17 protein-coding genes are annotated in these 18,953 nt (G+C 58.7%); 14 read left to right on the plus strand and 3 right to left on the minus strand.

Translation table 11 applies throughout. From position 1 onward, the window contains the following. Positions 1–114: 114 nt before the first annotated feature. From secG to DD236_RS05535, 7 genes are all read left to right on the plus strand, one after another. Positions 115–360: a preprotein translocase subunit SecG gene (gene secG / locus DD236_RS05505; RefSeq protein WP_109093394.1), complete on the plus strand. Its 246-nt coding sequence runs from the start codon at positions 115–117 to the stop codon at positions 358–360. 59 nt (positions 361–419) lie between these two features. Then, on the plus strand, positions 420–1,160 hold the full coding sequence (locus tag DD236_RS05510) for a sensor histidine kinase (protein WP_165819834.1): 741 nt from the start codon (positions 420–422) through the stop codon (positions 1,158–1,160). Beyond that, positions 1,157–1,852 carry a response regulator transcription factor gene (locus tag DD236_RS05515; RefSeq protein ID WP_109093396.1) on the plus strand — a complete coding sequence of 232 codons (696 nt, stop codon included), beginning with the start codon at positions 1,157–1,159 and terminating at the stop codon, positions 1,850–1,852. Before DD236_RS05510 ends, DD236_RS05515 begins: the two co-directional genes overlap by 4 nt. Positions 1,853–1,956: 104 nt before the next feature. Then, positions 1,957–3,360: an MFS transporter gene (locus DD236_RS05520; protein WP_109093683.1), complete on the plus strand. Its 1,404-nt coding sequence runs from the start codon at positions 1,957–1,959 to the stop codon at positions 3,358–3,360. 86 nt (positions 3,361–3,446) lie between these two features. Then, a complete protein-coding gene (locus tag DD236_RS05525; RefSeq protein WP_109093397.1) occupies positions 3,447–4,493 on the plus strand; it encodes an extracellular solute-binding protein in 1,047 nt (348 codons plus the stop codon). Beyond that, positions 4,480–6,063: an ABC transporter permease family protein gene (locus DD236_RS05530; RefSeq protein ID WP_133246062.1), complete on the plus strand. Its 1,584-nt coding sequence runs from the start codon at positions 4,480–4,482 to the stop codon at positions 6,061–6,063. Before DD236_RS05525 ends, DD236_RS05530 begins: the two co-directional genes overlap by 14 nt. Further along, positions 6,060–7,130 (plus strand): ABC transporter ATP-binding protein, encoded by a 1,071-nt coding sequence (locus DD236_RS05535; RefSeq protein WP_109093399.1) that lies wholly within the window; start codon positions 6,060–6,062, stop codon positions 7,128–7,130. The genes DD236_RS05530 and DD236_RS05535 overlap by 4 nt, the downstream gene beginning before the upstream one ends. On the opposite strand, the gene DD236_RS05540 is transcribed toward DD236_RS05535, so the two are convergent. From DD236_RS05540 to tkt, 3 genes are all read right to left on the minus strand, one after another. Continuing rightward, entirely contained in the window at positions 7,127–8,059 is a 933-nt protein-coding gene (locus tag DD236_RS05540) for a glucose-6-phosphate dehydrogenase assembly protein OpcA (RefSeq protein ID WP_109093400.1), read from the minus strand. The two genes, DD236_RS05535 and DD236_RS05540, sit on opposite strands and share 4 nt — an antisense overlap. 15 nt (positions 8,060–8,074) lie before the next feature. Continuing rightward, a complete protein-coding gene (gene zwf / locus DD236_RS05545; RefSeq protein WP_109093401.1) occupies positions 8,075–9,583 on the minus strand; it encodes a glucose-6-phosphate dehydrogenase in 1,509 nt (502 codons plus the stop codon). Between the two features lie 117 nt (positions 9,584–9,700). After that, on the minus strand, positions 9,701–11,773 hold the full coding sequence (gene tkt / locus DD236_RS05550) for a transketolase (protein ID WP_109093402.1): 2,073 nt from the start codon (positions 11,771–11,773) through the stop codon (positions 9,701–9,703). A 119-nt stretch (positions 11,774–11,892) separates the two neighbouring features. On the opposite strand from tkt, the gene xerD reads away from it, so the two are divergent. From xerD to der, 7 genes are read left to right on the plus strand one after another with little or no spacing between them, the layout of a single operon-like run. Continuing rightward, complete coding sequence (xerD, locus tag DD236_RS05555; protein ID WP_109093403.1) at positions 11,893–12,831, plus strand: site-specific tyrosine recombinase XerD; 939 nt, start codon at positions 11,893–11,895, stop codon at positions 12,829–12,831. Positions 12,832–12,844: 13 nt separating this feature from the next. Further along, positions 12,845–13,696 carry a ParA family protein gene (locus DD236_RS05560; protein ID WP_207785703.1) on the plus strand — a complete coding sequence of 284 codons (852 nt, stop codon included), beginning with the start codon at positions 12,845–12,847 and terminating at the stop codon, positions 13,694–13,696. Beyond that, on the plus strand, positions 13,687–14,439 hold the full coding sequence (locus DD236_RS05565) for a segregation and condensation protein A (protein WP_109093404.1): 753 nt from the start codon (positions 13,687–13,689) through the stop codon (positions 14,437–14,439). Before DD236_RS05560 ends, DD236_RS05565 begins: the two co-directional genes overlap by 10 nt. After that, a complete protein-coding gene (scpB, locus tag DD236_RS05570) occupies positions 14,436–14,999 on the plus strand; it encodes an SMC-Scp complex subunit ScpB (RefSeq protein WP_109093405.1) in 564 nt (187 codons plus the stop codon). Before DD236_RS05565 ends, scpB begins: the two co-directional genes overlap by 4 nt. Then, positions 14,996–15,733 carry a pseudouridine synthase gene (locus DD236_RS05575; protein WP_109093406.1) on the plus strand — a complete coding sequence of 246 codons (738 nt, stop codon included), beginning with the start codon at positions 14,996–14,998 and terminating at the stop codon, positions 15,731–15,733. Before scpB ends, DD236_RS05575 begins: the two co-directional genes overlap by 4 nt. After that, a complete protein-coding gene (locus DD236_RS12385; RefSeq protein ID WP_165819835.1) occupies positions 15,733–17,499 on the plus strand; it encodes a prephenate dehydrogenase in 1,767 nt (588 codons plus the stop codon). Before DD236_RS05575 ends, DD236_RS12385 begins: the two co-directional genes overlap by 1 nt. Further along, positions 17,496–18,953: a ribosome biogenesis GTPase Der gene (der, locus tag DD236_RS05585; RefSeq protein WP_109093407.1), complete on the plus strand. Its 1,458-nt coding sequence runs from the start codon at positions 17,496–17,498 to the stop codon at positions 18,951–18,953. The genes DD236_RS12385 and der overlap by 4 nt, the downstream gene beginning before the upstream one ends.

Below are 18,953 nucleotides of genomic sequence, written 5' to 3' on the forward strand. Positions count from 1 at the left end.
CCCTAACTACCCCCACCTCCCACATTTGGGTCCGGGGCGGGGGGGGGGTTTTTTTTTCCGCCCCCCCGCGCGCCCCTGTACACTGGGTGGCGTTCTCATTACCAAAGGAAACACGTGAACGTTCTTCTTATTGTCTGCCAAGTATTACTGGTGATCACCAGCCTGCTGCTGGTCCTTTCCATCCTGCTCCATAAGGGCAAAGGCGGCGGCATCTCCGATATGTTTGGTGGCGGCATTTCCACCTCAATGCGTTCGTCTGGTGTTGCTGAACGTAACCTCAACCGCATTACCGTTGGTGTGGCAATCGTGTGGGCCATCGTTGTTGTGCTCATCGGGCTTGCCACGAAGTTTATTTCTTAAGTGCCGTGGTATCGGCGGGGTGGATCTGTGCAGGATTCGCCGCGATTTGTTGTTTTGGGTTGGCCATTGCGCTGATCCGGACGCGGCGTCGCGTTCGGCAATGCGAGGCACGCCTGCAAGAGTTGGACCGGCAGCCGGCCGTCATATCCCATGAGATACGCACGCCCTTGTCACTGGTGCGCGGGGCGGCCGAACTGCTTGCCGAAGAAACACCTGGGCCACTGACCCCGGCTCAAGAGATGTTCGTCTCCACAATTTCCGATAACACGCAGCTTGTCATTGACATGGCTGAGAATATGCTTGCCATCTCGCGCCTTGAAACCGGAGCGCTTCCCTCGCACCAAGAGCTGGTGGATATCAGGGCGGTTGTCTCAAGTTGTGCTCGGGAGGTTCGGCGCATTCTTGGGACTCCTATCTTTGTAGAGTCCTCTGGCGGGATGATTCCGATCGTCACTGATGAGACGCAGGTTCGCCAGCTCGTGTGGAACCTAGTCAATAATGCGGCACGCCATGCAGGTGCGGATGCCTCCGTCACCGTTTCTGTGCGGGCGGGAGATGCCGGTGGTTGTACTATCTCAGTAATGGACCGCGGTTCCGGGATGACGGACCAAGACGTGGATGCGTTATTTACGCCGTTCAGCACCGGGTCAACGCGGCGGCCCGGTAGCGGCCTAGGCATGATGGTGGTCAAACGCATCGCCGAATCACTCGGGGGGCGTGTGCTCGTGGACACCGAGGTAGGGAGCGGCACCGCAATCATGGTCCAGTTACCCGAGCACGTGGGACGGGAGGAAGAATGAAGCCAGTTGTCCTTGTGGTGGATGATGAAGCACAAATGGTCTCCATCGTGACTTTTGCATTCGAAAGTCTCGGGTATAGTGCGCTACCAGCCACCAACGGCCGGCAGGCGTGGCAGATACTCGAGGAGAAGGCGGTGGATATCGTCATCCTCGATATCATGCTCCCGGATATGACGGGCTTTGAGTTAACGGAGCGTATTCGTGCGGCTGGCAATAATGTCCCCATTATCTTGCTGACCGCGCTCGTGAATGAAAATGATCGAATCCGTGGACTTGAGGCCGGGGCCGATGATTATGTGGGTAAACCTTTCAGTCCACGCGAGCTCTCACTCCGGGCTGAGGCAATCATGCGCCGCACTCGAGGAGCAAGCACCCATGAAGCCGAAAACACCGTTGAAAGCGGGCCCCTGAGAGTTGATTTGCGTGGCGAGCGGGCGTGGTGGGCCGGAAAGCGGATAGACCTCAGTTCAACCGAGTTTCGAGTGTTGGCCGTACTGGCTGAACATGAGGGCGAAACAGTCGGGCCCAGACAGCTACTCAACGAGGCGTGGGCAACAAGCACCACAGTGGGTGGGCGCGAAATGATCAAGACCGCCATATACCGGTTGAGAAAGCACTTGGAGCAGGCAGGGGCCGATCCTTCACTTGTGTCCTCAGTTCGTGGAAAAGGTTATCGGCTCCTGATCGTCTAGCTTGGTAACAGCGCTGTGACTTTCGGTAACCAGAATCGTGCCGTCTGTCACTAGCATTGGTCCATGATGGAATTGTATTTGTTGGTTTCATCAAGGGAAAGATCATGGCTTCAGAGTCTAAAGGTGGGCTCGGTTTTCTTTCGGCACCACCAGCGGCGCCTCGCCTCAGTGATGGCGAAGTTGCTGCAAAATACCCGCGCATGCGCGGGCAAGTATTCCTCGGAATCTTCCTAGGTTATGCGGGTTTCTATCTGATCCGTAATAATGTCTCTATCGTGTCGCAGATCTTCAAGGATCACGACATTATGAACACCGTGCAGATTGGTATCGTTGCCAACTCTGTGCTGATCGCCTACGGGCTCTCCAAGTTCTTCATGGCGATGCTCTCGGACCGAGCCAATGCACGGTACTTCCTGCCACTGGGGCTAGCGCTGTCCGCTCTGGTGAACATGCTGGTGGCTCTCGTTCCAGTTATCACCGCATCTGTTGGCCTGTTCGCAACCGTCATGTTTATCAACGGTTGGTTCCAAGGAATGGGTTGGCCTCCCTCAGGACGAATTCTGGTTCACTGGTTCTCTACGAACGAACGCGGGTGGAAGACATCCATCTGGAATTGTGCGCATAACGTTGGCGGTGCTGGCGTTGGTGTTGCCGCGGCTTTCGCATTACAGAACTGGGCCACTTCTCCTGATGATTGGCGCCCCGCGTTCTGGTTCCCCGCGATCATTGCTCTGGTAGTCGCGATTATTGCCTTCTTCCTCATTCGCGACCGCCCGGAAGCCGTTGGCCTGCCTCCGATTGAGGAGTACCGCAACGATCCTGCCAAGGTCGAGATGACGGACGATGAAGTTGAAGGCATGTCTTGGGTTCAGGTTGTCCTCAAGCACGTGCTGACCAACCGAATAGTTGTGCTCCTAGCTCTGACCAACGTGTTCGTATACACGCTTCGCTACGGAGTGCTGAACTGGATTCCCGTGTACCTAGGTGATTACACAGGAGCCGAGGTAAGCGACGGCATCATGGGCTTCGCAATCTTCGAGCTGGCCGGCATCATCGGAACGCTTCTGTGCGGCTGGGTTTCTGACAAGGTGTTCAAGGGCTGGCGCTCGGGTGCAGGAATCCTCTTCCTCGCAGGTACCGGCGTGGCAATTGCGCTGTACTGGCTGCTTCCGTCAACCGCCCCGATCTGGATGTTCTATCTCCTGATCGCGTTGATCGGTGGCCTCATCTATGGCCCGGTCATGCTCATTGGTCTCCAGGCCATCGACCTCTCGCCAACCAACGTTGCGGGAACTGCGGCTGGATTCACCGGATTGTTTGGCTACATCCTTGGCGCAACCCTTGCGTCTACCGGCGTGGGCGTACTGATCCATAACTTCGGTTGGGACGTCACTTGGATCGTCATGATCGTGATCTGCGTTGTGGCAGTCATCTTCATGTGGATCGTGGGTAGGGATGAGCGCAAGCTCATGAACGAGCGCGAGGCACAAGCTTCCGCAACTGAGTAGCTTTATCCAAGCGTTGAAGGCCCCCAGTCCACGTTCTGGGGGCCTTCACTTATCTAGTTTGGCTCCAGGGCCGTTAAGGTAGCACCGTGAGATGGTTCTATTCACGCTGGGCACGCCAGCAGGTTATCCGCCTGCTGGCCGTGTTTGGTGTGTCCGGACTGGCGGTCGCTGGATTCCTTTATCTTCAACAGCCACGTGCGGAACTCTCAGTACTATGCTCCAACAACGTCGAATCATGCCTCGCGGTAGCAGATGAGTTTGAAGCACTAACTGGAACTACCGTACAGATTGTTCGGTTGCCAACTTCGGAAGCTCTGGGCCGGATTCGCGTTACTAAGAATCAACCAGAGTTCGATGTGTGGCTTGGCGGTCCAGCGGAGTCTTATGTGGAAGCGTCCCAAGAGGGCCTGCTGCTGCCAATTGGCGATCTCCCATCTGTACGGAACCTGCCGGAGAGCCTACGCGACCATGAGGGATACTGGGGCGGAGTATACGGGGGGATCCTTTCCTTTTGCGTGAACACTGACCTCATCCCGCCAACTGATTTACCCACCTCGTGGGACGATCTGCTAGATCCACGGTTCGAAGGGCAGACGCTAATGTCTAGTCCGCTGCTTTCGGGTACGGCCGCGACCATGCTGTGGGTTCAGTATTCGCGATTGGACGGCACCGAGGGGATGGTTTCCTACATGAACTCCCTCGAGGGAAACCTGAAAGGCTATTTGGATTCGGGTACCGCGGTAGCCCGCAATGTTGCTCAAGGCAATGCGGCCGTGGGAATCTCCTTTGGTCCCTATTGTGAAGCCGAGCGAGCCGATGGTGGGCCGGTGCAGGTGGTCTACCCGAAGGACGGCACTGGGTACGAAGTAGGCGCGGTCGGTGCGCTTGCCGGCACGGACACCCCGGAACGAGCAAGGGAATTTGTGGACTTTGCGCTCTCATCTCAGGGCCAGGCAGCCTCGGGATCGCAGGTACCGCAGTCCTACACAACCTCGGCCCTTACACCGAACCTAATTGAGGAACTCGAATCGTTGGAAGTTCCCATCATCGGGGGAGGCGTGGCCGAGTCCGCCCCGGAGCACTCACGCCTTATTACCGTGTGGGCCACGGAGGTGAGGCGTGGTACGTATTAGAAGCTCGCTGCCTACGTTCGTCCTAACCATCGTGACGGCGGCAGTGGCATTGCCCTTCGCCCTTGCGGCCCGTAACTCACCTTCAACATCACTGCCCATTACCGAGTGGTCCACTCTTATTTGGTTGACAGTACGGTCACTTGCGCTGCCAATGGCTGCCGCCTCCATCGCTCTGGTGCTTGCTGCAGCGATTGTGCTTTTCGGATACGGGATGTGCCCGAGGCGAGGCCGTCACGCGCTCTTTGCCTTCAGTGCAGTGCCCTTTCTGTTTCCTCCAGTCATCGTGGCTCATGCTGTTCACCAGTGGCTGGGGGAACCGCACCTCCTTTTGTCCTCCAGCCTGACTGTGTTGCCGGCCGCCGTATTTGGACAAGCAATGGCATTGCGGTTCATTGATGCGGACACCCTGATGCTTACACGCAGCCTTGGACTACCCCTGCGGGTATCGTGGCGCCACAGTATCGGGCCAATGTGGCGCCGCGGCGCCGCGTTAGCATGGATGTGGGGCGCGTTTCAGCTTTTCTCTGATCCGGGCATCTACTCAGTATACGGAGGGAATCAGGCCCATCTTGCTTCCCACATATTCAGATCCGTTGCTGGAGGTTCGCCTGGACCTAGTGTGGTTCGGGCGGCCGTGCTGATGCTGGTTCCGGCGGCGATCGTGGCACTGATTGTTACACGTCCCAGTTTTTGGCGGGGTACCAGCTTGACCCATCTCGTGCCGCGGGCGCGCGTTTCGGAATTGCTTTCTCAGATGAAGCTCCCGTTCTTGCTGAGGGGCCTCGCGGGTGTACTGGTCCTCCCTAGCGTGCTGTCGATCGCCGGAATTCTCATTACTATTGGGTGGGGAGGGGCGTCCGCCTTCCTTGCCGGAACCAAGCCGAGCACGTCCATTCTTCCCGTCGTTATGCTCATCGCGGTGGCGGTACCTGTCAGTGCAGTGGCAGCTCTTCTATTTTCCTCGGCCATTGTGCATGCCAGAGGAAAGGTACGGAGTTATGGATACATTCTGGTGGCATTCATGGTTCTCGCATCCCCAACAGCAACTGGAGCGCTCCTAGCCACAGGCTTGCGAGCACCAGTCACTGTTGGTGATTATGTGGCGATCCCGGTGGTGGTTGGCGGGGGCTCAGCTGCCGGTGGTTGGATCGGGATGTTTCTCGCGGCCGTTGCGGTCTGCCTACCGATGTCCACACTCCTCGTACTGGGATTGGCATCGTTACGCACGTCTGACTCTGCGGCCGCGGCACGGGATTTGGGAGCGAGCCCAATGAGAGTCCTCATGACCGTGGAGTTCCCCTATCTCATGCCAATCGCTATTGCCTCAATTTGCCTCGAGACGGGAGCTCTGTTCACCAACCTCTCACCCCTCGTCTTTGTGGCTCCCAGTGGCTTGGATCTGGCTACCCCGCAGTTGCTCACATTCGTGGCTAGCGGGCAATCGAGTGCGGCATTCGCACTTTCGATCCTCACAGGCATCCTGACCGCAGCCTCGATTCTGGGAATAGGGATACTGATCGCCGTCGTTCTCGATTCAACAACAAAACTACGGAACCGGAGGCGTGTATGAGTATCTCCCCTTACGGACTCACGGTTCGTGATCTCAGCTTGACCTTAGGAGAGTTCTCCCTCCACGGCGTTAGCTTTCACGTGGCACCGGGCGAAATCCTCGTGGTTGTGGGCCCGTCGGGTTCAGGTAAATCCACACTCCTCCACGCTATTTCGGGGCTGAATCGGAGCGAGGGGAGCGTCTTTATTGATGCCGTAGACGTATCCGGCGTGCCTCCCGAACAGCGGGAAACCGGAATGGTGTTCCAGAATCCGGTGTTGTTTCCCAAGCTTTCTGTTCGTGAGAACATCGGCTACGGGCTTGATGATGTACGCCAGCGTGACGCGAAAAGAAGCGACCTAATTGATATCGCGATGGCGAACATGAACATTTCCGCGCTGGCTGGAAACCAGCCTAGTACGCTCTCTGGAGGGCAATCGCAACGCGTCGCTTTGGCACAAACCTTGGTTCGCAGGCCGAAGGTGCTCCTCCTAGACGAACCGCTTTCTCACGTTGAGGTATCCCTTCGTAGGGATATCCGCCGGGATGTGAAGGAACAAGTAATGCGCGGACGGCTCGCCGCCGTTTACGTAACGCACGATCTTGAGGAGGCCTTTCTGATTGCGGACCGTGTGGCGGTCATGCGCAACGGGCGAATTGTGCAAATCGATGCACCGATGAGCATCTACCGGCGGCCACGCTCACGGTTCGTGGCGGAACTCTTGGGGCAGGAGAATATTCTGGCGGCGATGGTGATCGCCCGCCCGGACCAGGACCATGCGACCGTGCGGGTGGGCAGAAACGAAGCCACAATACCGTGTGAGCGGGGGCTACGAATCGGCCCAGCCACACTGGCGCTGCCACCGGAATCCCTCACCTTAGAATCCGCACCTGATGCATCAGAAATAGTTGGAAGCGTTGGACAAGTTATCGGTTCGGCGTTTGCGGGCAGTAAGACGCAAACGGAGATCGAAATGGAGATCGGAACACTCGTAGCGCACGAGTGGGACCGTGAGGCACCCCGAACTATCGGTGCACGGGTACGGCTAGACTTGCGCGCCGAACGCGGCTGGGTGATGGAACGCTAGCGCTGGAACTCAGGGATATCAAGGAGAGGAAGTCCGTTCTGCAGGACTTCGCCATACGCTACATCCGCGGTCATTGAACGCAGCTCCTCGATCAACATCGTCTCCATCGTGCGAACGGGGAGGTTCACGCGCTGGGTTTGGCGTCCCGGCCGGATCATATCGGCGATCTCGCTGCCGAGCGGGCGCACGAGCCGTAAATCGCCGGATTCACGGTGTAGGGAAACCTCCGTCATGACGGCGCCCTGATGCCGGTCAATGGTGACGGGCACTTGTAGGTGCAGGGCGAGCCAGCCGGCAAGCAGATAGGTGGACGGGTGTTCGCTGGCTCCCTCGACGGTAACGGACAGCACGGGCTCTTCCGGAGGCTCGTCCAGCATGGCGGCAAGGTGATTGCGCCAGAGCGTCATACCGGCCCAAGCGAGGTCAGTATCTCCCGGAGTATAAGTATCGCGCATAACGCAGAGGTTCTGGATCGGGTCCCCGAGGAATCGGGAGGTGGTGATGCGGCGCTGGGCGAGGGAACCAACTGCGGTGGTGGCGGTTCTCTCCGGGACGTCCTGAACCCACCACGCGACGATTGGTGTATCGGGCAGGATGAGAGGGGAAAGCACCGTCTCCAGATCAGAACCGGCGCCACCAGAACATCGGAGAATGGCGATTTCAGACAAGCCGGCTTCGGCCCCAACGCGGATCTCGGCATCGAGTTGCGGCTCGTCGGCATCCACCGCGTGTATGGCAACGATGCGGCAGGGATGGGCGCGTGAGGCGCCAGCTGCGGCCTGCATACCGTCACGGATGCCCGCGCTATCATTGGCGATAATTACGAGTGTGAGTACGCGCCCGAGAGCCACCGATCCCACGGTATCGCGTAGTTCTTCCATCCTTAGGCCCACCGCGGCTGATGAGGTGTTATTCATGTGGATGATCATGGTGTTCCTTTCGGACTAAGGCCGGCGCCATTCGTTGCCATCGCGGGCTAGCATTTTGTCGGCGCACGCCGGACCCCACGTCCCCGGACGGTAGGTATCAAGAGTCTCGGGGTGGGCCTCCCAGTACTCCTCGGCTTGATCGAGCAGCTTCCAAGAGGTCTCGATTTCCTTTTGCCGCGGGAACAGGGGAGGATCGCCCAGCAGGACGTCCAAGATAAGGCGTTCGTAGGCCTCTGGGGCATACTCCGTAAAGGCGTGTCCGTAGGCAAAGTCCATCGTGACGTCGCGCAGGCGCATCGAGGAACCGGGCACCTTGGAGCCCACCTTGAATGTGATGCCTTCCTGCGGCTGGACACGTATCACTAGGGTGTTGTGTCCCATTCCAGCTGTAGATTCGAATGGCAAGAAGGGCGGATACTTGAAGACCACCGCGATCTCTGAAACTCGCCGTCCCATCCTCTTACCGGCGCGAAGGTAGAAGGGGACACCTTCCCAGCGGCGAGTGTGGATCCCTAGGCGGAGGGCGGCATAAGTATCAGTGATCGAATCCTGAGGGATGCCGTCTTCTTCTCTATAGGCCTTGACCCATTGGCCGCCCTGCCAGCCCGCCTCGTACTGGGCACGCACGGCGGATTCGCCAACTGGGCCGTAGAAGGACGTGGCGTCGAGAATCTTTTCCTTCTCGGCGCGCAATGCGTCCGCGCTGAAGCTGTTGGGTTCCTCCATCGCCGTGAGAGCCAAGAGCTGGAGCAGATGGTTCTGGATGACATCACGGGCCGATCCGATGCCGTCGTAGTATCCGGCGCGTGATCCGATTCCGATATCCTCGGCCATGGTGATCTGGACATGATCTACGTGATTGGCGTTCCACACGGATTCGTAGATTTCGTTTGCGAATCGGAGTGCCAACACGTTCTGCACGGTCTCTTTGCCGAGGTAATGATCAATGCGGAACACTGAATCGGGATCGAAAACTCCGGTGACTACTTGATCCAACTCCTGAGCGGAGGCCAGATCGTGGCCGAACGGCTTCTCGATCACCACGCGCCGCCACGAACCCCGCGGGCCCGATTGCAGCCCGGCACCGCCGATGCCCCCGAGTACGGTAGGAAATAGCTCCGGCGGAATTGAGAGATAGAAGGCGTAATTGCTGCCAGTTCCGCGCGACTGATCAGTATCTTCCATACGCTGGCCAAGCCGCTCATAGGTATCTGCATCATCGAACTGGCCCTCGACCATGCTGAAGCCGGAGAGCAACTGGTTGAGCGTGGTGTCCGTTACAGCGGTCTTGGCGCCGGATTGAATGCAGTCCTTGACTACTTCCTCGATATTTTCGATGTGGCGGCGGGCCACTCCGATAATCGAGAAAGAAGGCGGAAGAAGGCCGCGATTGGCCAGATCGTAGAGAGCGGGAAGGATCTTCCGCTTGGCCAGATCTCCTGTGATACCGAACAAAACGATGCCGCAGGGACCGGCGATGCGCTGGAGCCTTGTATCCTGTGCTTGCCGTAATGGGTTGGGCACGCTTGTCTCACCTCAACTTGATGTCCATACTGATGCGCTCTGGGCGCCAACACAGTATACGCAAACGCCGCACGCTCCCTAAAGAGGCGTGCGGCGTTTAACGCTCAGCCAGAAGGGCTAGGCTGCTGTGATGGACTCCTTGACTGCGGATACCACGTGATCCACGGTGAAGCCAAACTCTTCAAAGAGCTTGCCACCGGCCGCAGAAGCGCCGAAGTGGTTGATGCCCACGCTGCGTCCTGCTTCACCGATGTAACTGGCCCAACCGAACGTGGTTCCGGCCTCCACCGATACACGCGCCTTGACCTCAGGCAAAATCACGGAATCGCGGTAGGCCTGATCCTGCTGCTCGAACCACTCGAGGCACGGCAGGGAGACCACGCGAGCGCCAATTCCAAGATCGGCAAGAGCCTTCTGGGAATCAACGGCCAGAGCAACTTCGGAGCCGGTGGCCAGAAGCTGGACGTCGACCTTCCCGGTAGGTGACTCGGACAGGACGTAGCCACCCTTGTTGACACCCTCGCTCGAGGTGCCTTCTAGAACGGGGAGATTCTGACGCGAGAGGATGAGGCCAGCAGGGCCACCCTCGTTGCGCTCAAGAATGGCCTTCCATGCGGCAGTCGTTTCATTGGCGTCGGCAGGCCGCACAATATCCAGCTGGGGAATCGCACGGTATGCCCACAGGTGCTCGATGGGCTGATGGGTTGGGCCGTCTTCGCCAACGCCGATCGAATCATGTGTCCACACGAAGATAGACGGAATGTTCATGACTGCTGCGAGGCGGACAGCGCCACGCATGTAGTCAGCGAATACGAAGAAGGTGCCACCGTAGGCGCGGGTAAGGCCGTGAAGGACAATGCCGTTGACCATTGCACCCATGCCGTGCTCGCGGATACCGAAGTGGAGCGTGCGGCCGTATTCGTTACCCGGCCAGTCTTCGGAAACGCGGTCCGCCGGCAAGAAGGAAGGCTCGCCAGCCATGGTTGTGTTGTTCGATCCCGCCAAGTCGGCAGAGCCGCCCCACAGCTCAGGAAGAACCGGAGCGAGGGCGGAGAGGACCTTTCCGGATGCGGCGCGGGTTGCCAGAGAGGTGCCAACCTCGAACGTTGGGAGGGCATCTTCCCAGCCCTCGGGTAGCTCATTCTTCTCTAGGCGCTCAAGGAGCTCGGCGCGATCAGGGTGTTCTGCCTTCCAAGCAGACATCTTCTGCTGCCACTCCCCGCGAGTTGCATCGGCGTTTGTCCGCGCGTTTGAGCGCGTGTATTCGAGCAGCTTTGGATCGGTGGGGAAGTCCTCCTTGGGATCGAAGCCGAGGATCTCCTTGAGGCTAGCCACTTCTTCGGCACCGAGGGCCGATCCGTGGGCCGCGCCAGTTCCCTGCTTCGTGGGAGCGGGCCAGGCCATGATGGTGGACAGGCGGATGATGGAGGGCTTGTCAGTTACCTTCTGGGCCTCAAGGATGGCGTTATACAGGCCGTTAACGTCTTCCTTGTACTCGGATCCACCGTTTGTCCAATCCACGTGCTGGGTGTGCCAGCCGTAGGCGGCGTAACGGCCTAGTACATCTTCGGAGAAGGCAATAACGGTATCGTCCTCTATGGAGATTCGGTTATCGTCCCAGATGAAAATGAGGTTGCCGAGGTGCTGGGTGCCAGCCAGTGAGCTGGCCTCGGAAGTGACTCCCTCTTCCAAGCAGCCTTCGCCGCCCACTACGTAGATAAAGTGATCGAAGGGCGATTCACCGGCGGGTGCCTCTGGATCGAAGAGGCCACGTTCGCGGCGGCTGGCCATGGCCATACCAACAGCGGCTGAGATGCCCTGACCCAGCGGGCCGGTTGTCATCTCGACGCCCTTGGTGTGCTTGTACTCGGGATGGCCCGGGGTAAGGGAACCCCACGTACGCAAGGATGCGAGATCTTCTTTCTCAAGCCCATATCCGGCAAAGTAGAGCTGGTTGTATAGGGTCAGGGACGAATGCCCGATAGACAAAACGAAACGGTCACGACCGATCCACTGATCGTCTGAGGGATCATGGCGCATAACCTTCTGGAAAAGTGTGTAAGCGAGTGGTGATAGTGAAATCGCCGTGCCAGGGTGGCCGTTTCCAACCTTTTGAACAGCATCCGCGGCTAGAACGCGCCCGGTATCAACTGCACGTTGGTCAAGTTCGGTCCATGTGAGCTCCGCCATTGCAGCAACTCCTTTTGCTCTCGTGAAATGTCCGGCTGGCCCGGACTTACTTGACCAAGAATACCGGACCGAAAGGCCAACGGCAGAGTGAAGTCCGAATTGTCTACACTGGAGTCACTATGGTGACAATTCCGAAGATTCCCGGAGACTCGCAGATTTCCCGGCTTATGCGCCAGTTCATCAATCACCTAACGGTGGAGCGATCACTTTCGGTGAACACACTTGCGGCCTACAGCCGTGACCTCGGGAAGTATCTCGGCCATCTGGGGGCTCGTGGAGTCACCGAAGCGGCGGACGTTACAAGTGAGGACGTGGCGTCCTTCCCCGAATATTTGGAGGGTATGGCCACATCGAGTATCGCCCGTTCTTTGATCTCTGTGCGTGCTTTTCACAAATTTGCTTTCGAAGAAGGGGCCACCCCGAGCGATCCGGCGGCGGACGTTCAGCCCCCAAAGATCCCGTCCCGTCTGCCTCACGCACTCACCGTCCGAGAGATTTCTGCTCTCATCGATGCAGCAGGCATGGGCGATGGTCCGATACCGCTACGGGATCGTGCACTCGTCGAGGTGCTGTATGGAACGGGCGCACGAATTTCCGAAGCCATTGGACTCACCATGGACGATGTTGACCTAGACGGGCGCACGATTCGTCTCTACGGAAAAGGGCGCAAAGAACGAATCCTTCCACTGGGGACCTACGCCGCTGATGCCATCAGTGCCTACATCACGAGAGCGCGCCCGGATCTCGCGCGGCGCGGTACCGGAGCCAAAGAACTCTTCCTCAATCAACGTGGGCGCCCGCTGTCCCGCCAGAGCGCGTGGGGAGTTATACAGGCCGCGGCGGGAGCCGCGAAGCTAAGTGTCCATGTCTCGCCCCACAGCCTGCGCCATTCTTTCGCAACTCACCTCTTGGAGGGTGGGGCGGATGTGCGCGTTGTTCAAGAGATGCTCGGGCACTCCTCGGTCACCACCACGCAGATCTACACGCACGTGAGCCGCGAGACTGTCAAAGAAGTGTACGCGGGTGCGCATCCTCGGGCGCAAACGCCCATGGTTTAGGTAGTCTTGGAACGTGAGTGAACAAGATGCCCTTCTTCCCGAGGTCCCGAACGAAGACTATGCCGAGCCGGCTGCCCTCAGCACGCACGGCCCCGCGCGCATCGTTGCAATGTCTAACCAAAAGGGTGGCGTGGGAAAAACCACTACCACCATCAATCTGGCAGCTGCTCTAGCGGAGTATGGTCGGCGGGTTCTCGTGGTGGACTTTGATCCTCAGGGAGCAGCTAGCGCTGGTCTAGGCGTGAACGCCCGCGGCCTAGAGCGCAGCATCTACAACGAACTGATTGCCGATCGCCCCAATGTACGCGAGATCATCGTTGCCACCGAAGTCCCAGGATTGGACATCGTTCCCGCGAACATCGATCTTTCTGCGGCTGAAATCGTCCTGATTAACGAGGTGGCTCGCGAGCAGGCCCTCTCTCGGGTTCTTCGGCCGGTGATTGACGATTACGATCTCATCATCATTGACTGCCAGCCGTCCCTTGGCCTCCTCACTGTCAATGCACTCACGGCAGCACACGGCGTCATGATCCCACTTGAGGCAGAGTATTTCGCTATGCGTGGAGTGGCACTGCTCACCGAACAAATCCAGCGTATTCAGGACCGCTTGAATCCCCGACTTACCCTTGATGGTGTCCTCCTCACGATGATCGATATGCGCACCTTGCATTCACGCGAGGTCATGGCTTCCGTCCGCGATGGCTTCGGCGACAAGGTGTTTACCACCTTTATTTCCCGCACGGTCAAGTTCCCGGACGCCACGATCGCCGCCCAACCGATCACGCGTTACGCCCCCTCCCATCCGGGAGCTAAGGCCTATCGGCGGCTCGCCCGCGAAGTCATCGCCAAGGGCCAATGCGCGTAGAGGAATCGGAGGACGCCTTCGCGGTTACGCTGGATGTTTTCGCGGGGCCTTTTTCGGTCTTACTCTCGCTGATTGCGCGCAGGAAACTGGATGTCACCGAGGTGGCCCTTGCCGAGGTAACTGACGAATTCATCGAATTCATTCGGGCTCAGGATCGCTATGACTTGTCCGAAGTTAGTGAGTTTCTTGTTGTGGCGGCAACTCTCCTAGAGCTGAAGGCCTCCCGCCTGCTGCCGGGAGCAGAGATTGAGGACGAGGATGTGGAGCTCTTGGAAAAGAGGGACATTCTGTTCGCCAAGCTCCTGCAGTACCGCGCCTACAAGGAGGCATCCTCCATCCTCTCCGAACTCATCGCGGCTCAATCCAAAACCGCCCCGCGCGATGTGCCTTTGGAGCCCGAGTATCGCGATGCTCTCCCGGAGATTGATCTGAGCGTTTCCGTGGAACAACTAGCGATGCTTGCGGCTCAGGCCATTACGCGGCGCCATGAGGAACCGACGGTCTTCGTTGAGCACTTGCACCACTCCCTGGTCTCTGTTGAGAGCCAGATTGCCTACCTGAAGGCCGAACTTGCCGATGCCCGACAACACAGCTTTCAGGAGCTGTGCGAGGATGCCCCGGACGTCCCGACGATCGTCTCTAGGTTCATGGCCGTGTTGGAACTCATGAGGGCTGGAACCGTGGAGGTTTCCCAGAAGGAGGCACTTGCGACTATCCTCGTGGGTCTAAGGAGGGATCAGTGATAGAGCGTCAGCTAGCCGCAATTGAAGCGATTCTTCTCGTAGCCAACCATCCGGTTCCGATCGAGGATCTGGGCCGAGCCTCCGGCCTCAACCTCGCCCAGGTCCGCGACCTCCTGACAAAGCTTGAAGAGGAGTACGCGGGGACCAGTGGCGGGCGCGCTCACGGATTTATCTTGCGTGAGGTAGGCGGAGGCTTCCGGCTGTATACGAATCCCGAGTACGCTGACGTAGTCAGTGAATTTGTGGTGGCGGATGCGTCCGCGCGGTTGTCCACCGCGGCTTTGGAGACTCTGGCCATCATCGCCTACCGCCAACCGGTGTCCCGTGGGCAGATTACGACCATCAGAGGTGTTAATGTTGATTCGGTTGTCCGTACGCTATTAGCGCGCGGGCTGATTTCCGAAAGTGGCGAGGTATCTGTTTCCGGCGCCACGATGTACGGCACAACGCAGTACTTCCTCGAGAGTATGGGAATCAATTCCCTAGATGAGCTCGTACCTCTGGCTCCGTACTTGCCCGAAGTTTCCGAGTTGGACGAAGTAGTAAAGGATATTCAATGACAAACGATCCTCGAGGCGAACGCCTGCAAAAGGTCCTCGCGCACGCGGGAGTTGGATCGCGCCGCTATTGTGAAGTCCTCATGGAGCAGGGCCGGATTGAAGTGGATGGCCAGATCGTCACAGAGCTGGGGACGCGCGTAGATCCTGCTAAGGTATCGATCCACGTAGACGGGATGCCGGTCCAGATTCACGAAGATAAGCTGACGCTAGCGCTTTACAAGCCCCCGGGCGTTGTTTCCACCATGGAAGACGAGATGGGGCGGCCTAGCTTGGCCCAATACGTGGAGGACCGCCCCGAGCGCCTTTTCCACGTGGGGCGCCTTGATCAAGACACCGAAGGGCTTATTCTGCTTTCGAACGACGGCGAGTTGACCCATCGGCTTACACACCCCTCCTATGAAGTGCCTAAGACATATATCGCTCGGGTAGAGGGCTCCGTGACTCGCGGGCTGGGCAAAGTGCTCACTCGCGGCGTGACCCTTGAAGACGGTTTCGTCCAGGTAGACGATTTCGTGCTCCGTGAATCCGCGGATCGCAATTCGATCGTGGAGATCACCCTGCATTCGGGCCGCAACCGCATCGTTCGCCGGATTATGGAAGAAGTTGGCCACCCTGTTATGGAGCTGGTCCGCACCCGATTTGGCACGATAGAAGTGGGCCACCTCAAGCCTGGCCGTACCCGCCAGATTGCTGGAACTGAACTGTCTGCCCTAATGCACTCGGTGGGGATGTAATGGGCCCTGTTCGCATCGTTGGGACGGGCCTACTCGGGGCCTCGCTCGGCTTGCGATTGCGTGAGCTGGGCCAAGAAGTCCAGCTTGAGGACACCTCGCCAGCCGCAGCGGCGTTGGCTAGAGACCTCGGCGCTGGGGATATCGCCAAAGTCGGTAGTCCAGAACCCTCACTCGTCATTATTGCCACACCTCCAGACGTGGCTGCCGCGGTCGTGTGCCGTGCATTGGACGCGTATCCGCATGCACTGGTCACTGACGTTGCTTCGGTGAAGGAGCCAATAGTGCGCGAGGTAGAGCCGAATGAAGGCGCTTCGCGTTACGTAGGTTCGCATCCCATGGCTGGCCGTGAGCGATCAGGCGCGATTGCAGCGGACGCGGATCTCTTCGTTGGCAGACCCTGGGTAATCACTCCCAGTGCTGCGACTAGCGAATCAATGATCACCTTCATGAAACAGTTCGCCCTGGAAGCAGGATCGATCCCGATCGTTATGCGCCCGGAAGAACACGATTCCTCCGTGGCCTTAGTGTCCCACCTGCCACAGCTAGTGTCCTCCCTTATGGCCGGCGCATTGCGGGACGCTCCGAGCGAGGCGTTGAATCTTGCCGGTCAGGGCCTGCGTGACGTCACGCGCATCGCCCGGTCGGATTCATCGCTATGGGCCTCGATCATCGCGGGTAACGCTGGCGCAGTCACCAGTGCCCTCAAGAAGGTGGAATCGGAACTTGGCAAACTCATCACATCTCTAGAGGCTGGCATTGGCAATCCTTATGGCCAAGGCGTTTTGGCGGGAGTGTCCCGCACCATCCTCATGGGGAATGAGGGTGTGGAACGGATCCCAGGTAAGCACGGCGGTGCGCCGCATCGGTACGCCGAAGTGATCGTTCTAATCCCAGACCGTCCCGGTGAACTTGGACGCCTTTTTAGCGAAGTGGGCGAAATTGGTGTCAATATTGAAGATCTGCAAATGGAACACTCGGTCAACCAGCGCGTCGGCCGGGGCATGCTCTCCGTTGAGCCAAACCGCGCCCTAGAACTGGCGCGCGGCCTCGAGCGGCGTGGATGGCAGGTAGTGCTCGAAGGAAGAGAGAAGAAGATGGGCGTTGTGATCGCTCTGGATGGGCCATCGGGTTCGGGAAAATCGACAGTATCGCGCCGTGTGGCAGGCCAGCTCGGGCTTGCATACCTCGACACGGGAGCAATGTACCGTGCCGCCGCGTGGTGGTGTATGGACCGTGGAATTAACCTCTCCGATCAAGCCGCCGTGACCACGGCCGTCCGCAATATGCCACTCGACATGCCTCTTGACCCCGATAATCAGAAGATCGTGTGTGCCGGAGCGGACATCACTCAGGCTATCCGTACCTCGGATCTGTCCAAGCACGTATCCCAGGTAGCAACGAATCTGGATGTACGCGCGGAGATGAAGCGGCGTCAGCGCCAGATCATTGCCGAGGCTACCACCGGCATTATCGCCGAAGGCCGCGACATCACCACCGTAGTAGCCCCAGACGCCGATGTACGAGTGCTTCTTACCGCCTCCGAGGAAGCTCGATTGGCACGCCGAGCGCTGGAAGTACGTGGTGCCGCCGATACGGCAGCGCTTGAGGCCACGCGCGACGAGGTGCTGCGCCGCGACGCGGATGATTCGACAGTTTCTCGATTCATGACCGCGGAAGATGGAGTCACCACGATCGACTCGTCTGCATTGGACATCGATCAGGTTGTCGAGGCCGTCATTTCCCTGATCCCGGAGAAGATGCGATGAGCGAAGAAGACATGAACGACGAGCAGGCTCAATATGAGCTGTTGCTCGGAAACCTCGATTCGTACGATCTGTCCGAAGAGGACCTCGCCGTTCTCTCTGGCGAGTTGGATGCCTACGAATCCGAGCGCCTGAAGGCGCTGCCCGTGATCGCCGTTGTTGGCCGTCCCAACGTTGGCAAATCCACTCTTGTGAACCGCATCGTGGGGGAGCGGGTGGCGGTGGTTCAGGATACTCCAGGTGTTACAAGGGACCGGGTCTCCTATCCCGCCTCGTGGGCGGGCCGCGATTTCACGCTGTTAGATACCGGCGGATGGGACGTGGACGTCAAGGGAATTGACGCCTCCGTTGCCCGGCAGGCCGAGGTGGCTATCGATCACTGCGATGCAGTGGTACTGGTGGTGGACGCAACCGTGGGTGTTACGAACACTGACGAACAAATCGTTCGCCTTCTGCGCCGCTCCGGCAAGCCCATCGTGCTTGCCGCCAACAAGGTGGATTCGGCGATGCAGGAATCGGATGCCGCGTATCTCTGGGGTCTAGGTCTTGGAGAACCCCACCCGATTTCAGCCATGCACGGCCGCGGTACCGGCGATCTCCTTGATGCCGTCATGGAGATTCTGCCGGCAGAATCCGCGGTAGCAGAGGCAACTCCAACGGACGGCCCGCACCGGATCGCACTAGTTGGCCGCCCCAACGTGGGCAAGTCATCGCTCTTGAATAAACTTGTGGGAGCCGAACGCGTGGTGGTTGATTCACTCGCGGGCACTACGAGAGACCCGGTAGATGAACACGTGGAGCTAGACGGCCAGAATTGGCTGTTCGTCGATACCGCCGGTATTCGCCGCCGGGTCCACCAGACTAGCGGAGCCGATTACTACGCCTCACTGCGAACTCAGGCTGCCATCGAGAAAGCTGAACTTGGCCTCGTACTGGTCGATGCCTCGGAGCCGCTTACAGAGCAGGACATCCGGGTGATGCAGCAGGTTGTGGACGCCGGGCGTGCGCTTGTCATCGTCTGCAACAAGTGGGATCTGGTGGACGAAGATCGCCGCATGGAACTGGATCGGGAGATGGACCGCGAGCTATCCCAGTTGCGCTGGGCTGAACGGATCAACCTTTCGGCCCGTACGGGTTGGCACACGAACCGCCTGACGGCAGCTATGGAGACCGCCATCGATTCGTGGGAGTCCCGGATCTCTACGGGTAAGCTCAACTCGTTCCTCGGCGAACTCGCGGCCGCTCACCCTCACCCGGTACGGGGAGGCAAGCAGCCGCGCATCCTGTTCGCCACTCAGGCGTCTTCCTGTCCACCACGCTTCGTCCTGTTTGCCTCAGGATTCATTGAGGCGGGGTACCGCCGCTTCATTGAGAATCAGCTGAGGGAGACGTTCGGATTCGAGGGATCACCCATCGTGATCTCCGTTCGTGTACGGGAGCGCCGCAAACGCAAGTGA

This window comes from Ancrocorticia populi, from assembly GCF_003123745.1.
GTDB lineage: Bacteria > Actinomycetota > Actinomycetes > Actinomycetales > Actinomycetaceae > Ancrocorticia > Ancrocorticia populi.